Origin of the sequence: Coprococcus eutactus (assembly GCF_001404675.1) — a bacterium.
Taxonomy (GTDB): domain Bacteria; phylum Bacillota; class Clostridia; order Lachnospirales; family Lachnospiraceae; genus Coprococcus; species Coprococcus aceti.
The window spans coordinates 117,146-136,112 of record NZ_CYXU01000005.1; the positions used below are offsets into that span (position 1 = coordinate 117,146).

The window sequence follows — 18,967 nt, forward strand, 5'->3', positions numbered from 1 at the left end:
AATTATCTTACCATGCCATGCTTTTTCCTGAAGTAGAAAATAAACGGCTTTTCAATGATCCTCTTGAGGGTGATCTGTATCTCCTCGTGGCTTGTGTCTATAGGCTTGACAAGGATAGTGTGTATGCCAAGGCTGGCACTTCCGATGATGTCAGTGTAGATCTGGTCGCCCACGGCGATCGTGTTGTCTATGTTGCAGCCTATCTCGTTCATGGCACGGATGTAGCCCTTTTTCGATGGTTTGCCGGCTTTGAATATGTAATTCACCTTCATCTTTTTGTTGAAAGCGGCAACCCTTGGCTCCTTGTTGTTGGATACCAGACATACCTTGAAGCCCATGGCCTTGAGCTGTTCCATGAGCTGAATCGCTCTGGATGTGGCCGGCTCATTATGTCTCACAAGAGTGTTGTCTATGTCGAACAGTATACCTCTGTATCCCATGTCGTAATACTTTTTGAAATCTATCTTGTATGTGGATGAATAGTATTCATCCGGCAAAAATCTGATCATAGATATCCTCCCAGTTTGTTGTCGATTCATTATACCACAGGTGGACAGACAGTTGTATAAACACTTAATAAAATAATAAAATACCATATCCCGTCACTTTTATGTTTTTAATTTGTGGCAAAACATGTATAATGAAAATGATTAAGTTCAGATATAAGTAAAAATGATGATGGGCATATCAGATATGTATGCCGGTTTGCATATTGGATTAAGAACTTATATAGAATGAGGTGTGGGATATTGCACAGGGCGTATGTTCTAAGAAAAGAAAATAATAAATATATGCTGGATGTTATCAGTTCGTATGAAGCACTGTACAGTTCTGTATTTGGGGTGCAGGCGGATACGCTGTCCTATTCACAGGATGGTATGTGCAGGCGGATGTTCGATGAACTCATAGACAAACTGAATTACAGGGAGAAGATAGTGATAGATAAGCTCTATGGCTACAGACATGACAGATGCAGTGTGCCGGAACTTGCCTGTGAGCTGGAGACCGATGAGGAAGGTGTGAACAGTCTGAAGAACAGTGCGCTGGACAGACTGAGGGATCCGGATAATTACAAATATCTGGAGAAACGGTGGTATTCAGGAACGGATATAACCAACACTGAGTACGAGCTTGATTTCAGGAGAAAGCTCAGAGCGGAGCTTCAGAGATATCTGGCCGGTCAGAAGTCAGATATTGACATTTTAAGTGCGATAATGAGGAGAAATAAGATCTCTGTACAAAGGATATACAGGAATGTGCAGGCGGTAGCTACGGATCAGGGACGGTTTGAGACCTCTATATCAGGGAAGAAGAGCATAGATGATGCTATAAATGCGCTGAAGGCGTTCAAGATAGCTGCACGTCCTGTTGAGAGCATCAGGAAGAAAAAGTCTGTAAGGGGAAATGTAGAGACCGTGCTCATAACAAATGATGGGATTGAGCAGGCGTATAAATACAGCGGACTCAGCGATGAGGATATAGCGGAGTGCGTGTGTCATGTACTGACGGACAGTGACGAGGGACATGGCTGTATACTTGACTTCAATATGTCAGATGGACTTATGGGACTCCTGCTGCTGAAGGGCTATCTGTATCTCGACAGTCTCATGGAGGACAGAGACAGGATATTGGCGGAGCTTCAGAGTGGAGGCTTTCAGACTCAGGCGGAGGAATTTGCAAAATTTGCGGACAAGGCGGAGATATACATAGAGGATAAGACGCACACGTCCATGACGTTTATTGTTGTGCCGGAGGCTGTTGCGCTTCGAATATATGAGGATAGGCCGGTGGATTACCATGAACTGCTGTCCTGCGCGGAGGAGACGGACAGGGAGTTTGCGGTCATGCTCATAAGAAATGAGAAGAAGGAATTTGCTGACTTTTCGGGACTTACGGTCACCGATGCTGCAAAACAAAGGCTCAGCGTATTGCAGAGAGACAATGAACATGCAGATGCGGTGTGATATATATTGACTTTAGGAGGAAAAACGATGGGATTGATAGCGGTCAATATCATAGGCTTGATAATGTTCATACTGGCAATAGTAATGTTTGTGCTGGCTGACAGTATGGTGGGAATAGCTATAGGTGTTGCGATCAGTGTAGTGTGGCTGACATTCACCATAACAGCAAATGTACATATACTCAAGGGAAGACGCTCGACGGAGAAGCTCAAGGACAGTGCCAGGGGACATTTGTTTGATGCACAGATAGAGAGACTCAACAGACAGTATGAGAGCATAATGTCCAGGGAGGAATACTTCCAGGAGAATGTGGAGGAGGGCAGTGGTGTTCGCAATCTGTACGAGGATATAAAGCAGCAGGCACAGAGTAACATGGACAGTGCCATAGGCTTTATACAGACATACGATTATTACACTAGACCCCAGCCGGTATACCTCGACAATCTGTGCAGACAGGGCGACGAGCTGGTGAGAAAGTTCAATATTCTGGTGGAGAAGATGGTTGATATTGACACCAACCTGAGCTCGCTGGATATGAAATATGTGGATGATGTCATAGAGTGCATGAATGGCATGAGGCAGGATGTCCACAGTCAGGGAATGTAAAAGGAGGAAGAAATGGATAAGAGGACAAAAGGATTAGTGGTAGTCGGAGTGCTGGTGATAATTGCGATGATCGCGGTCATTATCGGAATAGTCGGCAGGAAGGTTATCAACATAGCAGGCGGTGGAAATGGAGGATCATCAAGATCGGATATGACTCTTGATGAGTTATATGCAGATCTCGATGTAAATGAAGCGACCCCTGTAAAGGGTACGGTCACTCTGGACACTCCGGATCTGTATGCGGAGCTGCCTGAGATAGACAAATATCCACTGGCAGTTGAGGGCAATGGAGACATGGATATAGAGATATTTACATCAGGTGAGAAGGCGGGAAAGGACAACGACTCATGGCTTATAGATGTTGCAAATTCCTTCAACGGTTCTGGTGTGAAGACAGCGGACGGCAAGTCGGTATCGATGAGCGTGAGATCAGTGCCATCCGGTACAGCCGCTGACTATATCATTTCCGGCAAATATCTCCCGGATCTGTACACCCCGAGCAACACCCTGTTCGGAGAGTATGCGATGTCGAACAGCGGCAGCCTTGAGCTTTACGCGGACAGACTGGTTGGAAATACAGCGGGAATCCTTGTGAAGAAGGACAGCGGTTACACTACTGCTGCCGATGCCATAAAGGCCGTTCAGGACAACAAGATCACCATGGGATACACGAACCCACAGACAAGTGCCACAGGACTTAACCTCCTGCTCACGCTGCTTCAGGACGGCGAGGATAACTTTACAAAGTTTAACTCAAACATACCATACGTTGCATATACAACACAGCAGATGAGAGATAGTGCATCAAACGGAACACTCGATGCTATGCTGTCAGAGTATCAGGCATATATCAATGACAGCAATCTCGTGTCAATGTATGATTTCATTGCATTTGGCGTGAGACATGACAATCCTGTATACATATGTAATAAGTCGGGAAAGTCTGCATCAGAGCTTGAGGCCATACAGCTCGTTGTGGATTACTGCAAGAGTGATGATATGCAGACGATCGCGACAAAGAAGGGCTTCAATGCCAACGATGATTATACTGCGACGGAAGAATTCTCCGGTGCACAGGTCACACAGGGACTCAAGACATACAAGAAGACAAAGGATAACGGCAAGGACATCATCGCGGTGTTTGTTGCGGACTGCAGCGGTTCCATGGACGGAGATCCTATGAACCAGCTCAAGAACAGTCTGACAAACGGTGCGCAGTATATCAATGACAACAATTATGTTGGGCTTGTCAGCTACTCAAGCTCAGTTACAGTGGAGGTTCCGATCGCCCAGTTTGACCTGAACCAGAGATCATATTTCCAGGGATCGGTCAACAATCTGATGGCTTCAGGCGGAACGGCTTCGTATGATGCCGTTGTGGTTGCGATGAAGATGATAACCGATGCAAAGGCAGAGCACCCGGATGCAAAGTGTATGCTGTTCCTTCTCAGCGATGGATATGCCAATGTGGGATATTCCATGGATGAGATAACAAGTGCGCTCAGACAGTCGAACATACCTGTATACACGATAGGTTACGGCGGAGATGCTGACACGGATGAGCTTGCCAAGCTCTCAGGAATAAATGAGGCGGCATCTATAAATGCGGACAGTGATGATATTATCTACAAGATAAAGAGCCTGTTCAATTCACAGCTTTAAAATTTATCGGTAAAATACATCATAAAAAACAGTTGCATTCCGTTGGCATATGGAATACAATATAGTCGTTTTTAAGAGACAACTGCATATGATGATAGATCTTCGGGGGTGAGTGCAATTCTCCACCGACGGTGTTAGGGAAACCTTAAGTCCGTGAGCCATGAGGCATGATCCGGTGTGATTCCGGGACCGACAGTATAGTCTGGATGAGAGAAGTATTATATATTCAGAACAGGGTATCTGATGGAAGTCCGTTGTGATGGATTTCGGTGATGGATACCAGAACAAGAGAAAACCCCGAAGTTATCTTCGGGGTTTTCTCTTGTGTTTTGAACAGATACTTCGGAGGCTTGAATGAGCAATATCCGATAGTCTGTCTGTAAAGGTATTAAGTAGGATGGTGGTCATATGGAAAAATATGATATAGATGATGAATTTGATCCGTCATATATGAGACGTGCCATAGAGCTTGCAAGGCGCGGCACTGGAGCAGTGAATCCAAATCCGCTTGTAGGTGCTGTCATAGTGAAGGATGGCAGGATCATAGGAGAGGGATATCATGTGAGATATGGAGAGCTCCACGCTGAGCGCGCAGCATTTGCCAGTCTTATGGATCAGGCAGATGCCGAGGGCGCAGTCATGTATGTGACGCTTGAGCCGTGCTGCCATTTTGGCAAGCAGCCTCCATGTGTGGACGCGATCATAGAGCACAAGATCAGAAAGGTCTACTGTGGTTCCGATGATCCGAATGCTATGGTGGCAGGAAAAGGTTTTAAGAGACTGCGTGATGCCGGGATAGAGGTGTACACACACTGCCTCAAAGCCGAGTGCGATGCCATAAACGGTATTTTCTTTAAGTATATAGTAAATAAACAGCCGTATGTGACCATGAAATATGCCATGACCATGGATGGCAGGATCGCTACCCACACAGGGGCCAGCAAGTGGATAACCGGTGAGGCATCAAGGGCGTATGTCATGGAACTCAGAAACAGACATAAGGGTATTATGGCGGGCATAGGAACAGTGCTTGCGGATGATCCGATGCTGACATGCAGAATAGAGAAAAGCACGGACAGGGATACTGATAATGTCAGAAATCCGATCAGGATAGTTTGTGACAGCAAGCTCAGGATTCCGGAGGATTCACAGATCGTACAGACAGCCGGGGAGATAGAGACCATAGTTGCCACGACGGCAGCGGGAGCTTCAGACTCAGCAAAGTGTGAGAGACTCAAGGATAAAGGTGTAAGCATCATAGAGACCGAAGATGTGGATGGACAGGTGGATCTAAGGCAGCTCATGACGATCCTCGGCGGGAAAGGCATAGACGGAATACTGCTTGAGGGCGGCGGCGAGCTCAACTACAGCATGGTGTCTGAAGGTCTTGTGGATGAGGCGTGTGTATTCATTGCCCCGAAGATATTTGGCGGCGAGGGCAAGTACAGTCCGGTATCCGGAACGGGTGTTGATGTGCCTGCGGATGCACATATGTTTGGACTTGACGAGGTCAGAAGATTTGATGAAGATGTGATGCTCAGATACAAAAAGGTTTAAGAACTTATAGAAAAGAGGTCATACATGTTCACAGGAATAGTAGAAGAGATAGGAACTATAAGAAAGATAGATAAAGGCGTAAGCTCCTGCAGCATCACGGTGCAGGCAGACAAGGTCCTCCATGGAAGCCAGGTTGGAGACAGTATAGCGGTAAACGGTGTGTGTCTTACTGCAACCGGCATATCGGGGAATATCTTTACTGCGGATGTCATGCCTGAGACTTTGAGACGAAGCGGACTTGGACAGCTTACCGGTGGCAGCAGGGTGAACCTTGAGCGTGCCATGGCGGCCGGAGGAAGATTTGGCGGACATATAGTGTCAGGACATATAGATGGAACCGGAACGATCAGAGAGCTCAAAAGGGAGGGCAATGCAGTGTGGGTGACAATAGATTGTTCTCCGAAGATACTCAGATACATCATTGAGAAGGGCTCAATAGCCATAGACGGTATAAGCCTTACGGTTGCGTATGTCGATGATACATGCTTTAAGGTGTCGATCATTCCGCACACGGCGGGAGAGACGACGCTGCTGGATGGCAAGCCGGGCAAGGTGGTCAACCTTGAAAATGACGTGGTTGGAAAGTATGTTGAGAAACTGCTTATGCCATACAAAGGTGACGATACAGATGAAAAGCTTTCAAATGGAAATGCTTCAGATAGATCAGGACTTGATATGAAGTTTCTGGCAGAAAATGGATTTATGTAGACAGATATTTTAAGGAGGTAGAGTGATGAGTTTTGAATTCAACTCGATAGAGGAGATCGCTGCAGATCTTGCGGCGGGAAAGCCGGTTGTCATGCTCGATAACGAGGACAGAGAGAATGAGGGAGATGTAATCTGTGCAGCAGAATTTGCTACAACGGAGAATGTCAACTTCATGGCAAAGTGGGCGAGAGGTCTCATATGCATGCCTATGGATGCGTCATATGCGGATAAGCTGAATCTCCCACAGATGTGTATAACCAATACAGATAACCACTGCACAGCATTTTCAGTATCAGTGGATCATGTGGATACAACCACAGGAATCTCAGCCGAGGAGAGAGGCTACACAGCCAGAAAATTTGTGGATGAGAATGCAAAGCCGGATGACTTCAGAAGGCCGGGACATATGTTCCCACTTCAGGCAGTTGCAGGCGGAGTCATAGAGAGAAACGGCCACACAGAGGCTACAGTTGATCTTATGAAGGTTGCAGGACTTAAGCCTTGCGGACTGTGCTGTGAGATCATGAAGGATGACGGAACCATGGCGAGAAAGGATGACCTTGTGGAATTTGCAAAGGTTCATGGCCTTAAGATATCGACCATAGAGAAGCTTGTGCAGTACAGAAAAGAGCATGAAGTATTCGTTGAGTGCGTAGCCAAGGCAAAGCTTCCAACAAAGTATGGTGAGTTTACGATCTGTGGATATATCAACAAGCTGAACGGTGAACATCACGTGGCACTCACAATGGGTGATATAGCTGATGGCAAGCCTGTTCTCTGCCGTGTGCACAGCGAGTGCCTCACAGGCGATTGCTTCGGCTCACAGAAGTGTGACTGCGGACAGCAGCTCGATGCGGCCATGAAGGCCATTGCCAAGGAAGGCAGAGGCGTGCTCCTGTACATGAGACAGGAGGGCAGAGGAATCGGCCTTATCAACAAGATCAGGGCATATGCGCTTCAGGATCAGGGGCTTGACACCGTTGAGGCAAACCTCAAGCTTGGTTTCCCTGATGATGCAAGGGATTACACCATAGGAACACAGATACTTGTGGATCTCGGAATCAGACAGATCAGACTCCTCACCAACAACCCACTCAAGGTATACGGCCTTGCGGGCTACAATCTTGAGATCGTGGAGAGAGTTCCTATAGAGATAGAGCCAACCAAGTTTGACGCATTTTATCTCAAGACAAAAAAAGAGAAAATGGGTCATATGTTACACGAAGTCTAATATTTCATAAGGAGGGGCTGGGTAAGCTCCGATATAGAATAAGGAGGATAAATCAGATGAATAAGGTAGAAGGAAAGTTAGTAGCAAATGGAGCAAAGATAGGTATAGTAGCAGCGAGATTCAATGAGTTCATAGTTTCAAAGCTCGTCAGCGGTGCAGAGGATGCGCTTCTCCGTCATGATGTGAATGCAGACGACATCACAGTTGCATGGGTTCCGGGTGCATTTGAGATCCCTGTAATCGCAAAGAAGATGGCTGCAAGCGGCAAGTATGACGCTGTTATCTGTCTTGGTGCTGTTATCCGTGGTGCGACAAGCCACTATGATTATGTGTGCAACGAGGTTTCAAAGGGCGTTGCCTCAGTATCACTTGAGACGGGTGTACCTGTAATGTTCGGAGTTGTTACAACAGAGAATATCGAGCAGGCCATCGAGCGTGCAGGAACAAAGGCCGGCAACAAGGGTTATGACTGCGCTATGGGAGCTCTTGAGATGATCGACCTCATGAAGCAGTTGTAATGCAGACTGCAGAAAATGCGATATAATGAAGCATGCTGATGCATGCGCAGGTTATCAAGTGAAAATATAATGCGTACAGAAGATACAGGCACGTGTAGTTATAATACATGTGCCTGTAAATATATGACAGGATGGATATAATATATGAAAAGCACAGACAGGAAGATATTGTTCTTTGATATAGATGGAACGCTTATAACCGAGGACGGAAGGAGATACTTCCCGGACAGCGCAAGGCGTGCGCTGGCGCAGGCGAGAGCCAACGGACATCTGGTGTTCATCAACACTGGCAGAGTTTACTGTAATGTCACTGATGAGATCAAGGATGCGGGTTTTGACGGCTTTGTGTGTGGCTGCGGAACATCCATTTACTATGACGGCAAAGAGCTGTTCCACAATGATGTCAGCAGGGATGTGTGCAGGGATATAGCTTATGCATGCCGCAGATATGACATGTTTGGAATGTATGAGCACAGAGACAAGGTGTACGTGGACGGTCAGAACATGGGAAATGAACTCCTTGCAGAGATGGTCAGATACTTCCGGGCAAATGGAATATTTGTTGGGGAGGATGTGGACTCGGATGACTTTGAATTCGACAAGTTCTGCTGCTGGTTCGCGGATGACAATAAAAATGTTCCTGAGTTCCGCGAGTATGTATCACAGCATTTTGACTATATCGACAGAGGTTCAAATTTCTGCGAGATAGTTCCCAAGGGATTCAGTAAGGCGACAGGTATACAGTATCTTCTGGATTATTTTGATATTCCGCTTGAAAATGCATATGCATTTGGTGATGGCAACAATGACGCACCTATGTTATTATATTGTCCGAACAGCATAATCATGGAGAAGGGGCCGGAGGAGCTCAAAAGACAGGTTATGATGGTCACAGACGATGCGGAGAATGATGGAATATATAAGGCTATGGTGAAGCTTGGGATCATAGAGCCGATGGAGTAGCTGGTTCATTTTGCCGGTCAATAATTATTAGAGTTGGAGATTTATATGGAAGAACAGGAAGAGAACAAGAAGGTGACGCTGCTCGATCAGTTGTCGATAGCGGTCAGCAGTCCGAAGAATTACAAACAACTGGTTAAGCTGAAGACGGGACGCCTTGTGTGGTTTGTGGTGATCATATCCTTTTTACTGGCATTTATAGAGTTTGGAATAGACGCCATATTCTGGGTTGGCAAGGTCGGAGGTCTGAGGAATCTCATAACAAATAAGATCCCGGCATTCACATATCATGACAATAAGCTCGACATGGAACACGATATGCAGCTTGAGATAGGAAATGCTACTCTGTACATCAACACGGAGAATGCGTCAGTGAACCTTGACTCCATGGAAACGGATGGAGTGTACATCGCCATAGGAAGTGAGAATATAGTCATGGGAATGGTCTCAGATGGCAAGGGCTATGATTACATGGAGACACCGCTCAAATACATGTTCCTGCCGGATGGCTTCAACAATAGCAAGCTGGCGGTACTGACACCGGTATTTTATATGTACATGGTGATCATGTTCATTGCGGTGATGGTGGCATCGGCGGGCAGACAGCTTCTCCTTGCGCTGATATTCAGTATAGCGGGCAATAGACTTGCAAGAATTCTCAACACGGGACTGTCCTACGGCAAGGTATTTACGATATGTGTCTATGCACAGACTCTGGCGGTGTTCATAATGTCGGTCAACACTGCTCTTGGATATCTGTTATCCTCGTTTGTTGTATGGATCATCGCACTTGTCGTGTCCATGGTATTTATGAACAAAGCTATAGGAAGCTATGTGAGTGGAGATATACCGCCGGGAGATGTGTTCTGATAAGGCGGTCATTTGGTTTGAATAGGTGGAGGCATATATGGAGATAGAGAGAAAATACCTTGTACATGAGATACCTGTCGATCTGACAAAATATCAGGTGAAGCACATGGAACAGATGTATGTGTCCGTGAAGCCGGTCATAAGGATCAGGAGAACGGACGACAGACGTGTGCTCACGGTCAAATCCAAGGGACTGCTCAGCAGGCAGGAATTCGAGATGGATCTGGACGAGGATGAATACAGGAATCTCAGATGTAAGGCAGACGGCAATATAATAGAGAAGGACCGGTATATAATACCGCTTTCCGATACAGACGGAACCTGTGGTGACAGTGAAGTGGACAGGGAACTGAAGATCGAGCTGGACGTGTTCGACGGGATATTTGGCGGACTCACCTATGCTGAGGTTGAATTCCCGGAGGAGAAATTTGCAAATACATTTGTGCCGCCAACGTGGTTTGGTAGGGATGTGACTGAGGACGGTATCTATCAGAACAGCGCCCTGAGCGGCATGGACAGACGTGATATAGACAGTTTTGTAAAGAGTGCGAATAAGGAGGAAAAGTGATGAAGGCAAGAGTTTTATTTGCAACAGGTTATGAAGAGGTAGAGGCTCTCACGGTGGTGGATCTCTTGAGGAGAGCCGGAGTTGAGTGCCTGATGGTGTCGGCTGACGATCAGGATACAGTGACAGGAGCGCGCGGCATGGAGGTCACGATGGATGAGAAGTTATCAGAGATCGATGACCAGTGCGATCTTGTAGTTCTTCCTGGAGGTATTCCGGGGGTTCCGAACCTCAAGACAAATTCAAAGGTTCAGGCCATGGTCAAGGCACAGAATGACAGAGGCGGTTATGTGGCTGCTATCTGTGCGGGACCTACAGCACTTGGCGCATTTGGCGTGCTTGCGGACAAGAATGCAACATGTTATCCGGGATGTGAGGATCAGCTCATGGCGAAGCGCCACAGCACGGAGCCGGTAGTGGTGGACGGAAATGTGATCACCAGCAGAGGAGTGGGAACAGCCATAGAATTTGCACTTAAGCTGGTTGAGATACTCATAGACAGACATACTGCGGACGATCTCGCAGAGAAGATAGTATATAAGAGATAATGAATATAAAAATATCAGTTAGGAGCCTGGTGGAATTCATCTTCCGCAGTGGCGATATAAGTGATAGCAGTAGTGGGACTCTGTCCAGAGAAGCGATGAATGCGGGTAGCAGGATTCACAGGAAGCTTCAGAAAAGGGCAGGGTCTCATTATAATTCAGAGGTGCCGCTCCGGTATACAGAGGAGCTTGGCGGACATCTGATAACTGTGGAGGGCCGGGCTGATGGAATCATAGACAGATGCGGTGGCGAACAGGAAGAGTCCGGGGATATTGACGACGGCTTTGACATGGCAGAGGGGTATGCTGTGGACTTCCATGACAGCGATGTGCTTATAGATGAGATAAAGGGCATATACAGGAACCTCGATGACATGGAGAGCCCGCAGCGCGTCCACGCGGCCCAGGCGATGTGCTATGCGTATATATATTCAAAAGAGAATAATTATAGCTGGATAGATGTAAGGATAAGTTATGTAAACCTTGACAGCGAGAAGGAGAAGTTCTTCAGGCGGAGATATTCATTTGGCTATCTGGAGAAATGGTTCAGATCAATGATGGCGGAGCTTTGCAAATGGATTGATCTGGTGGAAAAGCATCAGCTCATGAGAAATCAGTCCATCTCGGACATGGAGTTCCCATTTGAGTACAGGAAGGGCCAGAAGGAGATGGCTCTGTATGTGTACAGGGCTATTGAGCAGGAAAAACATCTGTATGTCCAGGCACCAACTGGAATCGGAAAGACCATGGCGGCGGTGTACCCGTCCATAAAATCCATGGTTCAGGGACATGTGTCGAAAATATTCTATCTGACAGCCAAGACCATAGCCCACACTGTGTCGAGAAATGCGGTGGAGCTGCTGGAGGACAGAGGTCTCAGGCTTAAGACTGTAATACTCACGGCAAAAGAGAAGATATGCTGTCAGGAACAGGTGGATTGCAATCCTGCGGTATGTCCGTATGCCGAGGGGCATTTTGACAGGGTAAATGATGCGCTGTACGACGTGGTATTACATGAGACGGTGGTTGACAGAGATGTGGTAATACGGTACGCACAGGCTCACAGGGTGTGTCCGTTTGAGTTGAGCCTAGATGTGAGTCTGTTTGCTGACATGGTGATATGTGACTATAACTATGTCTTTGATCCGAGGGCGAGCCTCAAGAGGTTCTTTGCGGCAGAGGGCGGTAAGCCGGGAGATTATGTATTCCTTGTGGATGAGGCGCACAACCTTGTGGACAGGGCTTCGTCCATGTACAGTGCGGAGATTGTGAAGGAGGACTTTCTGGAGCTCAAGAAGCTCACAGCCCAGTATGGCGACCGTATGGCAAGACATATAGGAAGCTGCAACAGAGAGCTGCTTACGATGAAGAAGGAGGTTCCTGAGGAGGGATACAGGGTGCTCTCGAGCATAGCACCTCTTCACCTGAAATTGCTCAGCCTCCATGAAGCAATACAGCTCTTTCTGGAGGAGCACAGGCAGATCCCGGAGAGAAAGGAAGTCCTGAACTTTTATTTTAATCTCACCTCATTTCTGAACATTGCGGAGATGATGGATGAGAATTATGTCGTGTATGACGAGATAAGGGATGACGGAAGATTTGTGGTGAGACTGTACTGCGTCAAGCCTGCAGTTAACATAAGAAACTGCTTGGACAAAGGGCTTGCCACGGTGTTTTTCTCGGCTACGATACTTCCTGTCAGATATTATATGGAGATGCTGTCGGACTGCCCGGAGGACAGGGCAATATACATCCCGTCTCCATTTTCTGCGGAGAACAGGAAGATAATGATAGCAAATGATGTCACGACCAGATACACGAACCGTAATGAGGCGATGTACAGGAACATTTACAGCTATATAGAGCGCGTGATAAGTGCGAGACCGGGCAACTATATGGTGTTCTTTCCATCGTATGCCATGCTGGAGAAGGTGCATGTGCTCACTGAAGAGCTTCCAGAGTCTCTTGGGGTGGAAGTTATAGCCCAGGAACAATACATGACGGAGAGCGACAGAGAGAGCTTTCTGAGGGCATTTGAGGAGAAGGACAATGTGCTGGCACTGTGTATCATGGGCGGAATATTCTCCGAGGGAATCGATCTGACTGGTGACAGGCTGATAGGAGCGATAATAGTCGGACCCGGTCTTCCCCAGGTGTGCACGGAGAGAAAGCTGATGATGGATTACTTCGACAGCAGAACCACGGCGGACGAAAAAGAGGCTGCATCCGACAGGAATGGATTCAGATATGCGTACCAGTACCCGGGAATAAACAAGGTATTTCAGGCTGCCGGAAGAGTCATAAGGACGGAGACGGATCAGGGGATAATACTTCTGATAGACGAGAGATTTGCCACCAGGCGTTACACGGAGCTGTTTCCTGTGGAATGGAATGACAGCGTGATATGCAACATGCAAAATGTGGACGGGATCCTTGAACAGTTCTGGGATTATAAAAGTAAAGAGATTTAAATATACAAAAGCATAATACAGTGCTATAATGGACACCTGATGAAGCCGGAGCGGCGGTAAAGCCCGGTTGTATATATTTTATCAATATGAAAAAAGGGGATAGTGATGGTAGATATAACAGTAAAAAATATTCTGGAAGCTACAGGAGGCGTACTCCTCTGCGGAGATGAGAACACTGTTCTCACTGACATCTGTATAAACTCTAAGGAGGCCAAGGAGGGCGATCTGTTCGTGCCGATCATAGGAACAAGAACCGACGGACACAGATTTATAGAATCAGCACTTCAGACTGCAGCAGCCACACTCACATCGGAGCATGACAATGTTGTGGTGTCGGACAAGGCGTATATCAGGGTGGATGATACTGTTAAGGCATTGCAGGCCATTGGAAAGTATATAAGGAACAGATACGATATGCCTGTTGTGGCGGTTACAGGAAGCGTGGGCAAGACCACGACAAGAGAGATGATCACAGCGGCTGTCAGTGCTGGAATGAAGTGCTTCCACACAGAGGGCAATTATAATTCGGTGTACGGCGAGCCTATCACGGTGTCAAGGATGACAGACGAGTACGATGCGGCTGTTCTTGAGCTTGGAATCGGCGAGCCGGGTGAGATGGACATCCTCACTGATATAGCTCAGCCGGATATATGCGTTATAACGACCATAGGCGTTGCACATATAGAATATATGGGTTCACTGGAGAACACCCGCAAGGAGAAGCTCAGCATCATCAAGGGCATGGGCGAGAATGGAACACTGTATATCAACGGTGATGATCCTATGCTGTATGCGGTCAAGGATGAGATACCATGTAAGGTATACACATATGGCTGCGGCGAGGGCATGGACTTCAGAGCAACTAACATCCGCATGGAGGATGGATATTCTGTATACGATATGGTACATGGGGATGACGTTGTAACTGTCAAGGTAGGAGTGATGGGACTGCACAACGTGCGCAATTCATTGGTGGCCATGGCTGTGTCGCATCAGCTTGGAGTTCCATATGAGAAGTCGTCGAAGGCATTTGAGAATTTCAGAGGTCTCAGACAGAAGGTCATCAAGCTTCCTGGCAAATACACGATCATAGACGATACATACAATGCAAGCCCTGATTCCATGAAGGCCAGCACCGATGTCCTCTGTGACATGAAGTGCGAGGGCAAGAAGTATATCGTGCTCGGCGATATGCTTGAGCTCGGAGAGAAGAGCGATGAGTACCACTATGAAGTCGGAGAGTATCTCAGAGATAAGAAGATAGATGAGGTCATAGTCATCGGAGAGCATGCCCAGAAGATCAAGGAAGCTCTGGATGCCTGTGATACGAAGTATGCCAAGACTGTGTCATTCACTGACACGGAGGAGATTGCGATATACCTTATGGCGCTCATGAAGCCTGAGGATATAGTGCTTTTGAAGGGATCAAACGGAATGAAATTGAGTGAAGTGGTTAATATTCTCACGAATTAGTGTGTGTATTTGTACAAAATGACAAAAGCGGTCACGGATTTACAACGATCTGTGACCGCCTTTTTGTGTAAAGTGTTGCCATTTATTGTAAATCAATTCCCAAAACGATACAAAAGGGAGAAAAGAATTTGGTTATATTGAAAAAACATAAAAAATGGAGTAATATCAACCTAGCTTGAAAATAAATACATAAGATTACATAGATACTTTTTATTTGGGAGGAAAGAATCATGGCTACAGCAAAGAAGGCAGATGAGACAAAGAAGGTAACAAAGGCAACACCTGCAGCAGCACTTGCTAAGGTTGAGGCAGTTAAGAAAGAGGAAGCTGCAAAGAAGACAGCAGCTACAGAGACAAAGGCAGCACCTGCAAAGAAGGCAGCTCCAGTTAAGGAAGAGCCAAAGGCAGCACCTGCAAAGAAAACAGCACCAGCTAAGAAGGAAGAGACAAAGGCAGCAGCACCTGCAAAGAAGGCTACAGCAAAGAAGGCAGCTCCAGCTAAGACAACAGAGAATGTATTTGTTGAGTTCGCTGGCGGTCAGATCAAGATGGCAGCAATCGTTGCTAAGGTGAAGGAAGTTATTGGCAATAAGACAGTTAAGGAATTGAACGTATACTACCAGCCAGAAACAGGCATGGTATATTATACAGCTGATGGAGAATCAGGTTCTTACAGTCTTTAATCTATAGATGTTTGTTTTAAGACGGATCCCGGTCGTAATGACTGGGATCTTTTTTCTTTGTGCAATATTGTGTTGTATATAAGTGCCTTTCTGTGATAATATGTCATGGGTTAGGACAATCTAACTAATGCTTTTACAGGGGGTAAGAGATGACAATACACGAGTATGGAGACAGGAAGAATCCGCATATACTGCTTATACATGGCATGTGGATGTGAATATATTAAAAAGCCTGTGATATGAACTTTGATTCATACCACAGGCTTTTTGCTTGCAGATAATACTATATATTATGAATTACTTTGTTGTCAGGAAATCTGCGTATGCTGTAGGAAGACCATGCTCTGTAGGATCAAGTCCCTTGATCTCTTCCTCCTCAGATACTCTAAGTCCCATAGTCTTCTTGATGATCAGGAATACGATGGTGATCGTAACTGCTGTCCATGCTGCAACTGCTGCAAATCCAAGTAACTGGATGAGAAGTGGATGAATGCCACCGCCGTAGAACAGACCGTTTAATGTATCATTTCCAGGAACAGTTGTTGTGGAGAAGAGACCTACAGCGATTGTTCCCCAGATACCATTTACACCATGTACGGCTACGGCACCGACAGGATCGTCAACATGTAATGCGTGGTCACAGAGCCATACTCCGAATACTACGAGAAGTCCGGCAACGATACCGATGATAGCTGCGCCGAAAGCATCGACTGTATCACAAGGAGCTGTGATGGCAACAAGACCAGCGAGTGAAGCGTTGAGACACATTGACACATCAGGCTTGCCATATTTGAGCCATGTAAATATCATACATGAAACTGTTGCAAGTGCAGGTGCGATAGTAGTAGTGAGGAAGATAGAACCTAACTGCTCAACAGATGTTGCGGCTGCACCGTTGAATCCGTACCAGCCGAACCACAGGATGAATACACCGAGTGCGCCGAGTGGAAGGTTATGACCAGGGAAGGTGTGAACCTTTACTACTTTGCCATTCTCATCCTTATTGAACTTTCCGATACGAGGTCCAAGTAATGCGGCACCAATCAGTGCTGAGATTCCACCTACCATATGGATGGCACATGAACCGGCAAAATCATGGAAGCCAAGTTTTACAAGCCAGCCACCTGGATTCCAGATCCAGTGAGCCTCAATAGGATATATCAGCAGTGAGATGATAGCTGAGTATACACAATATGCAGAGAACTTTGTTCTCTCTGCCATAGCTCCTGACACGATGGTTGCTGCTGTTGCACAGAACACAAGGTTGAATACGAAGCTTGACCAGTCATAGTTTTCAAAGTGAAGGAACAAATCCCATGATGGTTTTCCGATGAAACCTCCGAGTGCCCAGTCACTGCTGCCGAGCAGAAGTGATGAACCGAGGATCATGAATGAAACTGTACCGAGACAGAAATCCATGAGATTCTTCATTATAATGTTTCCGGCATTCTTGGCTCTTGTGAAACCGGCCTCAACCATTGCAAATCCGGCCTGCATCCAGAATACCAGTGCGGCTCCGACAAGGAACCATACTCCAAATACAATTGTGCTTACGTCTTCCATAATCATTCCTCCTTTTAATACATTGTAGTTGTGGAAGTGATCAGATAATAAAAAAAGATGCGTCCCGCCAGGTATGCTCCTGACAAAACACATCTTTGTGCACATTATATCTGATCGTACGTCACTGAGATATGACTGATAATAAGTATCTCAGTGCCACACCTCAATTACTAACTTGGGTTGAGTATAGTATTGAGATATGGTAAAATATTGAAAAAATCGGACGTGGAACGATAAACCTTATTATATTTTGCGCGGACTTAATATAATAAAGCAAAGATACGGTAAAGATAAATAAAGTTATGCGGAGATGGCGTATGGATAGTCAGATTTTATTGAATGTTAATTTTTGCAGTGAAGTACATACTAATTTAATAGAAAAGAATGAGAAGTCTGTGTATGTGAGAGCTGGTTACAGCTTGGGTGGGCTGAGAATAGTGCCACAGGAGAATGCTGGGATATGTGTGATATGTATGGATGGACACATCAAAAGGGTGTATCCGGGTGAACTGGAGGCGGCTGTTTGCATTGAGGAGAGCTGCAGCTTCATATCTGTGGAGCAGGATCTTGGATTTGGCAGGGAGACTCTGGATACCCAAGATATGCGTCTGCTTGAAAAACTGCTGACGGCTGATCATGCATTTACAGGAAATGGTGCAGAAGATCCGATAGAGAGTGCGACAGAGGAGATCACGGAGCATATAGAGAAATGCGGATCGTTGTGGCAGAGGAATGGCATGGCTGATTCGGACATCGTGAAACAGGCGGATGTCATATATGCGGCAAAAGGGAAGATAAGCATATTAGAGCTTGCTGAGCAGATGGGATGCACCGTTAGACATGTGCATAGGAGATTTGTGGAGGAGCTGGGGGTCAGCCCCAAGAGGTTTGCCCGCATCGTGAGGATCAGGGAGACTGTGAGAAAAATGCTGGAGCATCCGGGCGGACATGTCACGGATTATATGGATGACATGGGATATTCTGACCAGGCGCATTTCCAGAGAGAGTTTAAGTGGTATACAGGGATGACCCCGGGGAGTCTGCTGAAGATACTGGGAGACAGAGCTGAACGATAAAAAACAGGCAGTGGACAAATGCCACTGCCTGCCAATTTAGAAAAAGGAATGATACTGGATACCTGTGCTTATTAGAGCGCTGTCTCTCCACGCTCGCCTGTACGGATACGAACGACATCTGCCACATCATATACGAAGATCTTACCATCACCGATCTTACCTGTGGATATTCTCTCGCAAACCTTGAAAATGATCTTGTCCGCAACATCGTCTGCTGCTATGGTCTCGATCTTTACCTTTGGAATAAGGTTTACAACATATTCGCTTCCTCTGTAAGTTGTCTTATATCCCTTCTGATTACCGTAACCCATGATGTTTGATACCATGGCACCTGTTGATTCACACTCATCAAGTATTGACTTTACATCATCAAGCTTTTCTGAACGAACTACGATTTCAAGTTTCTTCATAATTACAGTCCTCCTTTTACCCGTTGGATTTATTTTTTATGATTATAGCATAGCGAAAAATCCAATTCCATAGCACTTCGCAAATGCCGAAATTTTAAAACGATT

General features: G+C 46.3%; 17 protein-coding genes, 1 pseudogene and 1 riboswitch. Of the genes and pseudogenes, 15 read left to right on the plus strand and 3 right to left on the minus strand.

The genetic code is table 11. From position 1 onward, the window contains the following. Positions 1 to 2 precede the first annotated feature (2 nt). Entirely contained in the window at positions 3 to 509 is a 507-nt protein-coding gene (locus ARA78_RS10540) for a YqeG family HAD IIIA-type phosphatase (protein WP_015533916.1), read from the minus strand. Between the two features lie 282 nt (positions 510 to 791). Here ARA78_RS10540 and ARA78_RS10545 point away from each other — a divergent pair, with 282 nt between their 5' ends. The 14 genes from ARA78_RS10545 to ARA78_RS10610 all read left to right on the plus strand — a co-directional run bounded on the left by ARA78_RS10545 (position 792) and on the right by ARA78_RS10610 (position 15,813). After that, positions 792 to 1,964 carry a hypothetical protein gene (locus ARA78_RS10545; RefSeq protein ID WP_055273422.1) on the plus strand — a complete coding sequence of 391 codons (1,173 nt, stop codon included), beginning with the start codon at positions 792 to 794 and terminating at the stop codon, positions 1,962 to 1,964. 27 nt (positions 1,965 to 1,991) lie between these two features. Beyond that, positions 1,992 to 2,570, plus strand: a complete 579-nt coding sequence (locus tag ARA78_RS10550) for a hypothetical protein (protein ID WP_022215910.1) — start codon at positions 1,992 to 1,994, stop codon at positions 2,568 to 2,570. A gap of 12 nt (positions 2,571 to 2,582) precedes the next feature. Beyond that, positions 2,583 to 4,232, plus strand: coding sequence for a vWA domain-containing protein (locus ARA78_RS10555; RefSeq protein ID WP_055273323.1), 1,650 nt, complete (start codon positions 2,583 to 2,585; stop codon positions 4,230 to 4,232). 94 nt (positions 4,233 to 4,326) lie between these two features. After that, positions 4,327 to 4,454, plus strand: a riboswitch (FMN riboswitch). Between the two features lie 186 nt (positions 4,455 to 4,640). Continuing rightward, complete coding sequence (gene ribD / locus ARA78_RS10560) at positions 4,641 to 5,789, plus strand: bifunctional diaminohydroxyphosphoribosylaminopyrimidine deaminase/5-amino-6-(5-phosphoribosylamino)uracil reductase RibD (RefSeq protein ID WP_055273325.1); 1,149 nt, start codon at positions 4,641 to 4,643, stop codon at positions 5,787 to 5,789. Positions 5,790 to 5,813: 24 nt separating this feature from the next. Next, positions 5,814 to 6,497 carry a riboflavin synthase gene (locus tag ARA78_RS10565; protein ID WP_055273327.1) on the plus strand — a complete coding sequence of 228 codons (684 nt, stop codon included), beginning with the start codon at positions 5,814 to 5,816 and terminating at the stop codon, positions 6,495 to 6,497. Between the two features lie 25 nt (positions 6,498 to 6,522). Continuing rightward, positions 6,523 to 7,728, plus strand: a complete 1,206-nt coding sequence (locus ARA78_RS10570; protein WP_055273329.1) for a bifunctional 3,4-dihydroxy-2-butanone-4-phosphate synthase/GTP cyclohydrolase II — start codon at positions 6,523 to 6,525, stop codon at positions 7,726 to 7,728. 56 nt (positions 7,729 to 7,784) lie between these two features. Further along, positions 7,785 to 8,246 (plus strand): 6,7-dimethyl-8-ribityllumazine synthase, encoded by a 462-nt coding sequence (ribE, locus tag ARA78_RS10575; RefSeq protein WP_015533909.1) that lies wholly within the window; start codon positions 7,785 to 7,787, stop codon positions 8,244 to 8,246. 144 nt (positions 8,247 to 8,390) lie between these two features. Then, the gene (locus ARA78_RS10580) at positions 8,391 to 9,209 is read left to right on the plus strand and encodes a Cof-type HAD-IIB family hydrolase (protein WP_055273331.1); all 819 of its coding nucleotides are present in this window, start codon (positions 8,391 to 8,393) and stop codon (positions 9,207 to 9,209) included. 45 nt (positions 9,210 to 9,254) lie between these two features. Further along, positions 9,255 to 10,076 (plus strand): DUF1189 domain-containing protein, encoded by an 822-nt coding sequence (locus tag ARA78_RS10585; RefSeq protein WP_015533907.1) that lies wholly within the window; start codon positions 9,255 to 9,257, stop codon positions 10,074 to 10,076. Between the two features lie 37 nt (positions 10,077 to 10,113). Beyond that, entirely contained in the window at positions 10,114 to 10,644 is a 531-nt protein-coding gene (locus ARA78_RS10590; RefSeq protein ID WP_015533906.1) for a CYTH domain-containing protein, read from the plus strand. Continuing rightward, complete coding sequence (locus tag ARA78_RS10595) at positions 10,644 to 11,189, plus strand: DJ-1 family glyoxalase III (protein ID WP_055273332.1); 546 nt, start codon at positions 10,644 to 10,646, stop codon at positions 11,187 to 11,189. The genes ARA78_RS10590 and ARA78_RS10595 overlap by 1 nt, the downstream gene beginning before the upstream one ends. Next, a complete protein-coding gene (locus tag ARA78_RS10600; protein WP_055273334.1) occupies positions 11,189 to 13,657 on the plus strand; it encodes an ATP-dependent DNA helicase in 2,469 nt (822 codons plus the stop codon). Before ARA78_RS10595 ends, ARA78_RS10600 begins: the two co-directional genes overlap by 1 nt. 105 nt (positions 13,658 to 13,762) lie before the next feature. Next, a complete protein-coding gene (locus ARA78_RS10605) occupies positions 13,763 to 15,130 on the plus strand; it encodes a UDP-N-acetylmuramoyl-tripeptide--D-alanyl-D-alanine ligase (RefSeq protein ID WP_022215917.1) in 1,368 nt (455 codons plus the stop codon). A gap of 230 nt (positions 15,131 to 15,360) precedes the next feature. Continuing rightward, entirely contained in the window at positions 15,361 to 15,813 is a 453-nt protein-coding gene (locus ARA78_RS10610; RefSeq protein ID WP_022215918.1) for a DUF6465 family protein, read from the plus strand. A 312-nt stretch (positions 15,814 to 16,125) separates the two neighbouring features. On the opposite strand, the pseudogene ARA78_RS10615 reads toward ARA78_RS10610, so the two are convergent. Continuing rightward, positions 16,126 to 17,382, minus strand: a pseudogene (locus ARA78_RS10615) (ammonium transporter); the annotation flags it as partial. Between the two features lie 311 nt (positions 17,383 to 17,693). On the opposite strand from ARA78_RS10615, the gene ARA78_RS10620 reads away from it, so the two are divergent. After that, positions 17,694 to 18,452, plus strand: coding sequence for a helix-turn-helix transcriptional regulator (locus ARA78_RS10620; protein WP_022215920.1), 759 nt, complete (start codon positions 17,694 to 17,696; stop codon positions 18,450 to 18,452). Between the two features lie 71 nt (positions 18,453 to 18,523). Here ARA78_RS10620 and ARA78_RS10625 read toward each other — a convergent pair whose 3' ends face one another. Next, entirely contained in the window at positions 18,524 to 18,862 is a 339-nt protein-coding gene (locus ARA78_RS10625; protein ID WP_015533899.1) for a P-II family nitrogen regulator, read from the minus strand. Positions 18,863 to 18,967 lie beyond the last annotated feature (105 nt).

What these genes read in the sequence shown, in the direction of transcription:
- ribE (WP_015533909.1), top strand. Translation starts at nt 7,785, where the DNA reads ATGAATAAGGTAGAAGGAAAGTTAGTAGCAAATGGAGCAAAGATAGGT.
- ARA78_RS10545 (WP_055273422.1), top strand. Translation starts at nt 792, where the DNA reads ATGCTGGATGTTATCAGTTCGTATGAAGCACTGTACAGTTCTGTATTT.
- ARA78_RS10555 (WP_055273323.1), top strand. Translation starts at nt 2,583, where the DNA reads ATGGATAAGAGGACAAAAGGATTAGTGGTAGTCGGAGTGCTGGTGATA.
- ARA78_RS10550 (WP_022215910.1), top strand. Translation starts at nt 1,992, where the DNA reads ATGGGATTGATAGCGGTCAATATCATAGGCTTGATAATGTTCATACTG.
- ARA78_RS10540 (WP_015533916.1), bottom strand. Translation starts at nt 509, where the DNA reads ATGATCAGATTTTTGCCGGATGAATACTATTCATCCACATACAAGATA.
- ARA78_RS10580 (WP_055273331.1), top strand. Translation starts at nt 8,391, where the DNA reads ATGAAAAGCACAGACAGGAAGATATTGTTCTTTGATATAGATGGAACG.
- ARA78_RS10600 (WP_055273334.1), top strand. Translation starts at nt 11,189, where the DNA reads ATGAATATAAAAATATCAGTTAGGAGCCTGGTGGAATTCATCTTCCGC.
- ribD (WP_055273325.1), top strand. Translation starts at nt 4,641, where the DNA reads ATGGAAAAATATGATATAGATGATGAATTTGATCCGTCATATATGAGA.
- ARA78_RS10625 (WP_015533899.1), bottom strand. Translation starts at nt 18,862, where the DNA reads ATGAAGAAACTTGAAATCGTAGTTCGTTCAGAAAAGCTTGATGATGTA.
- ARA78_RS10585 (WP_015533907.1), top strand. Translation starts at nt 9,255, where the DNA reads ATGGAAGAACAGGAAGAGAACAAGAAGGTGACGCTGCTCGATCAGTTG.
- ARA78_RS10565 (WP_055273327.1), top strand. Translation starts at nt 5,814, where the DNA reads ATGTTCACAGGAATAGTAGAAGAGATAGGAACTATAAGAAAGATAGAT.
- ARA78_RS10570 (WP_055273329.1), top strand. Translation starts at nt 6,523, where the DNA reads ATGAGTTTTGAATTCAACTCGATAGAGGAGATCGCTGCAGATCTTGCG.
- ARA78_RS10595 (WP_055273332.1), top strand. Translation starts at nt 10,644, where the DNA reads ATGAAGGCAAGAGTTTTATTTGCAACAGGTTATGAAGAGGTAGAGGCT.
- ARA78_RS10605 (WP_022215917.1), top strand. Translation starts at nt 13,763, where the DNA reads ATGGTAGATATAACAGTAAAAAATATTCTGGAAGCTACAGGAGGCGTA.
- ARA78_RS10610 (WP_022215918.1), top strand. Translation starts at nt 15,361, where the DNA reads ATGGCTACAGCAAAGAAGGCAGATGAGACAAAGAAGGTAACAAAGGCA.
- ARA78_RS10590 (WP_015533906.1), top strand. Translation starts at nt 10,114, where the DNA reads ATGGAGATAGAGAGAAAATACCTTGTACATGAGATACCTGTCGATCTG.
- ARA78_RS10620 (WP_022215920.1), top strand. Translation starts at nt 17,694, where the DNA reads ATGGATAGTCAGATTTTATTGAATGTTAATTTTTGCAGTGAAGTACAT.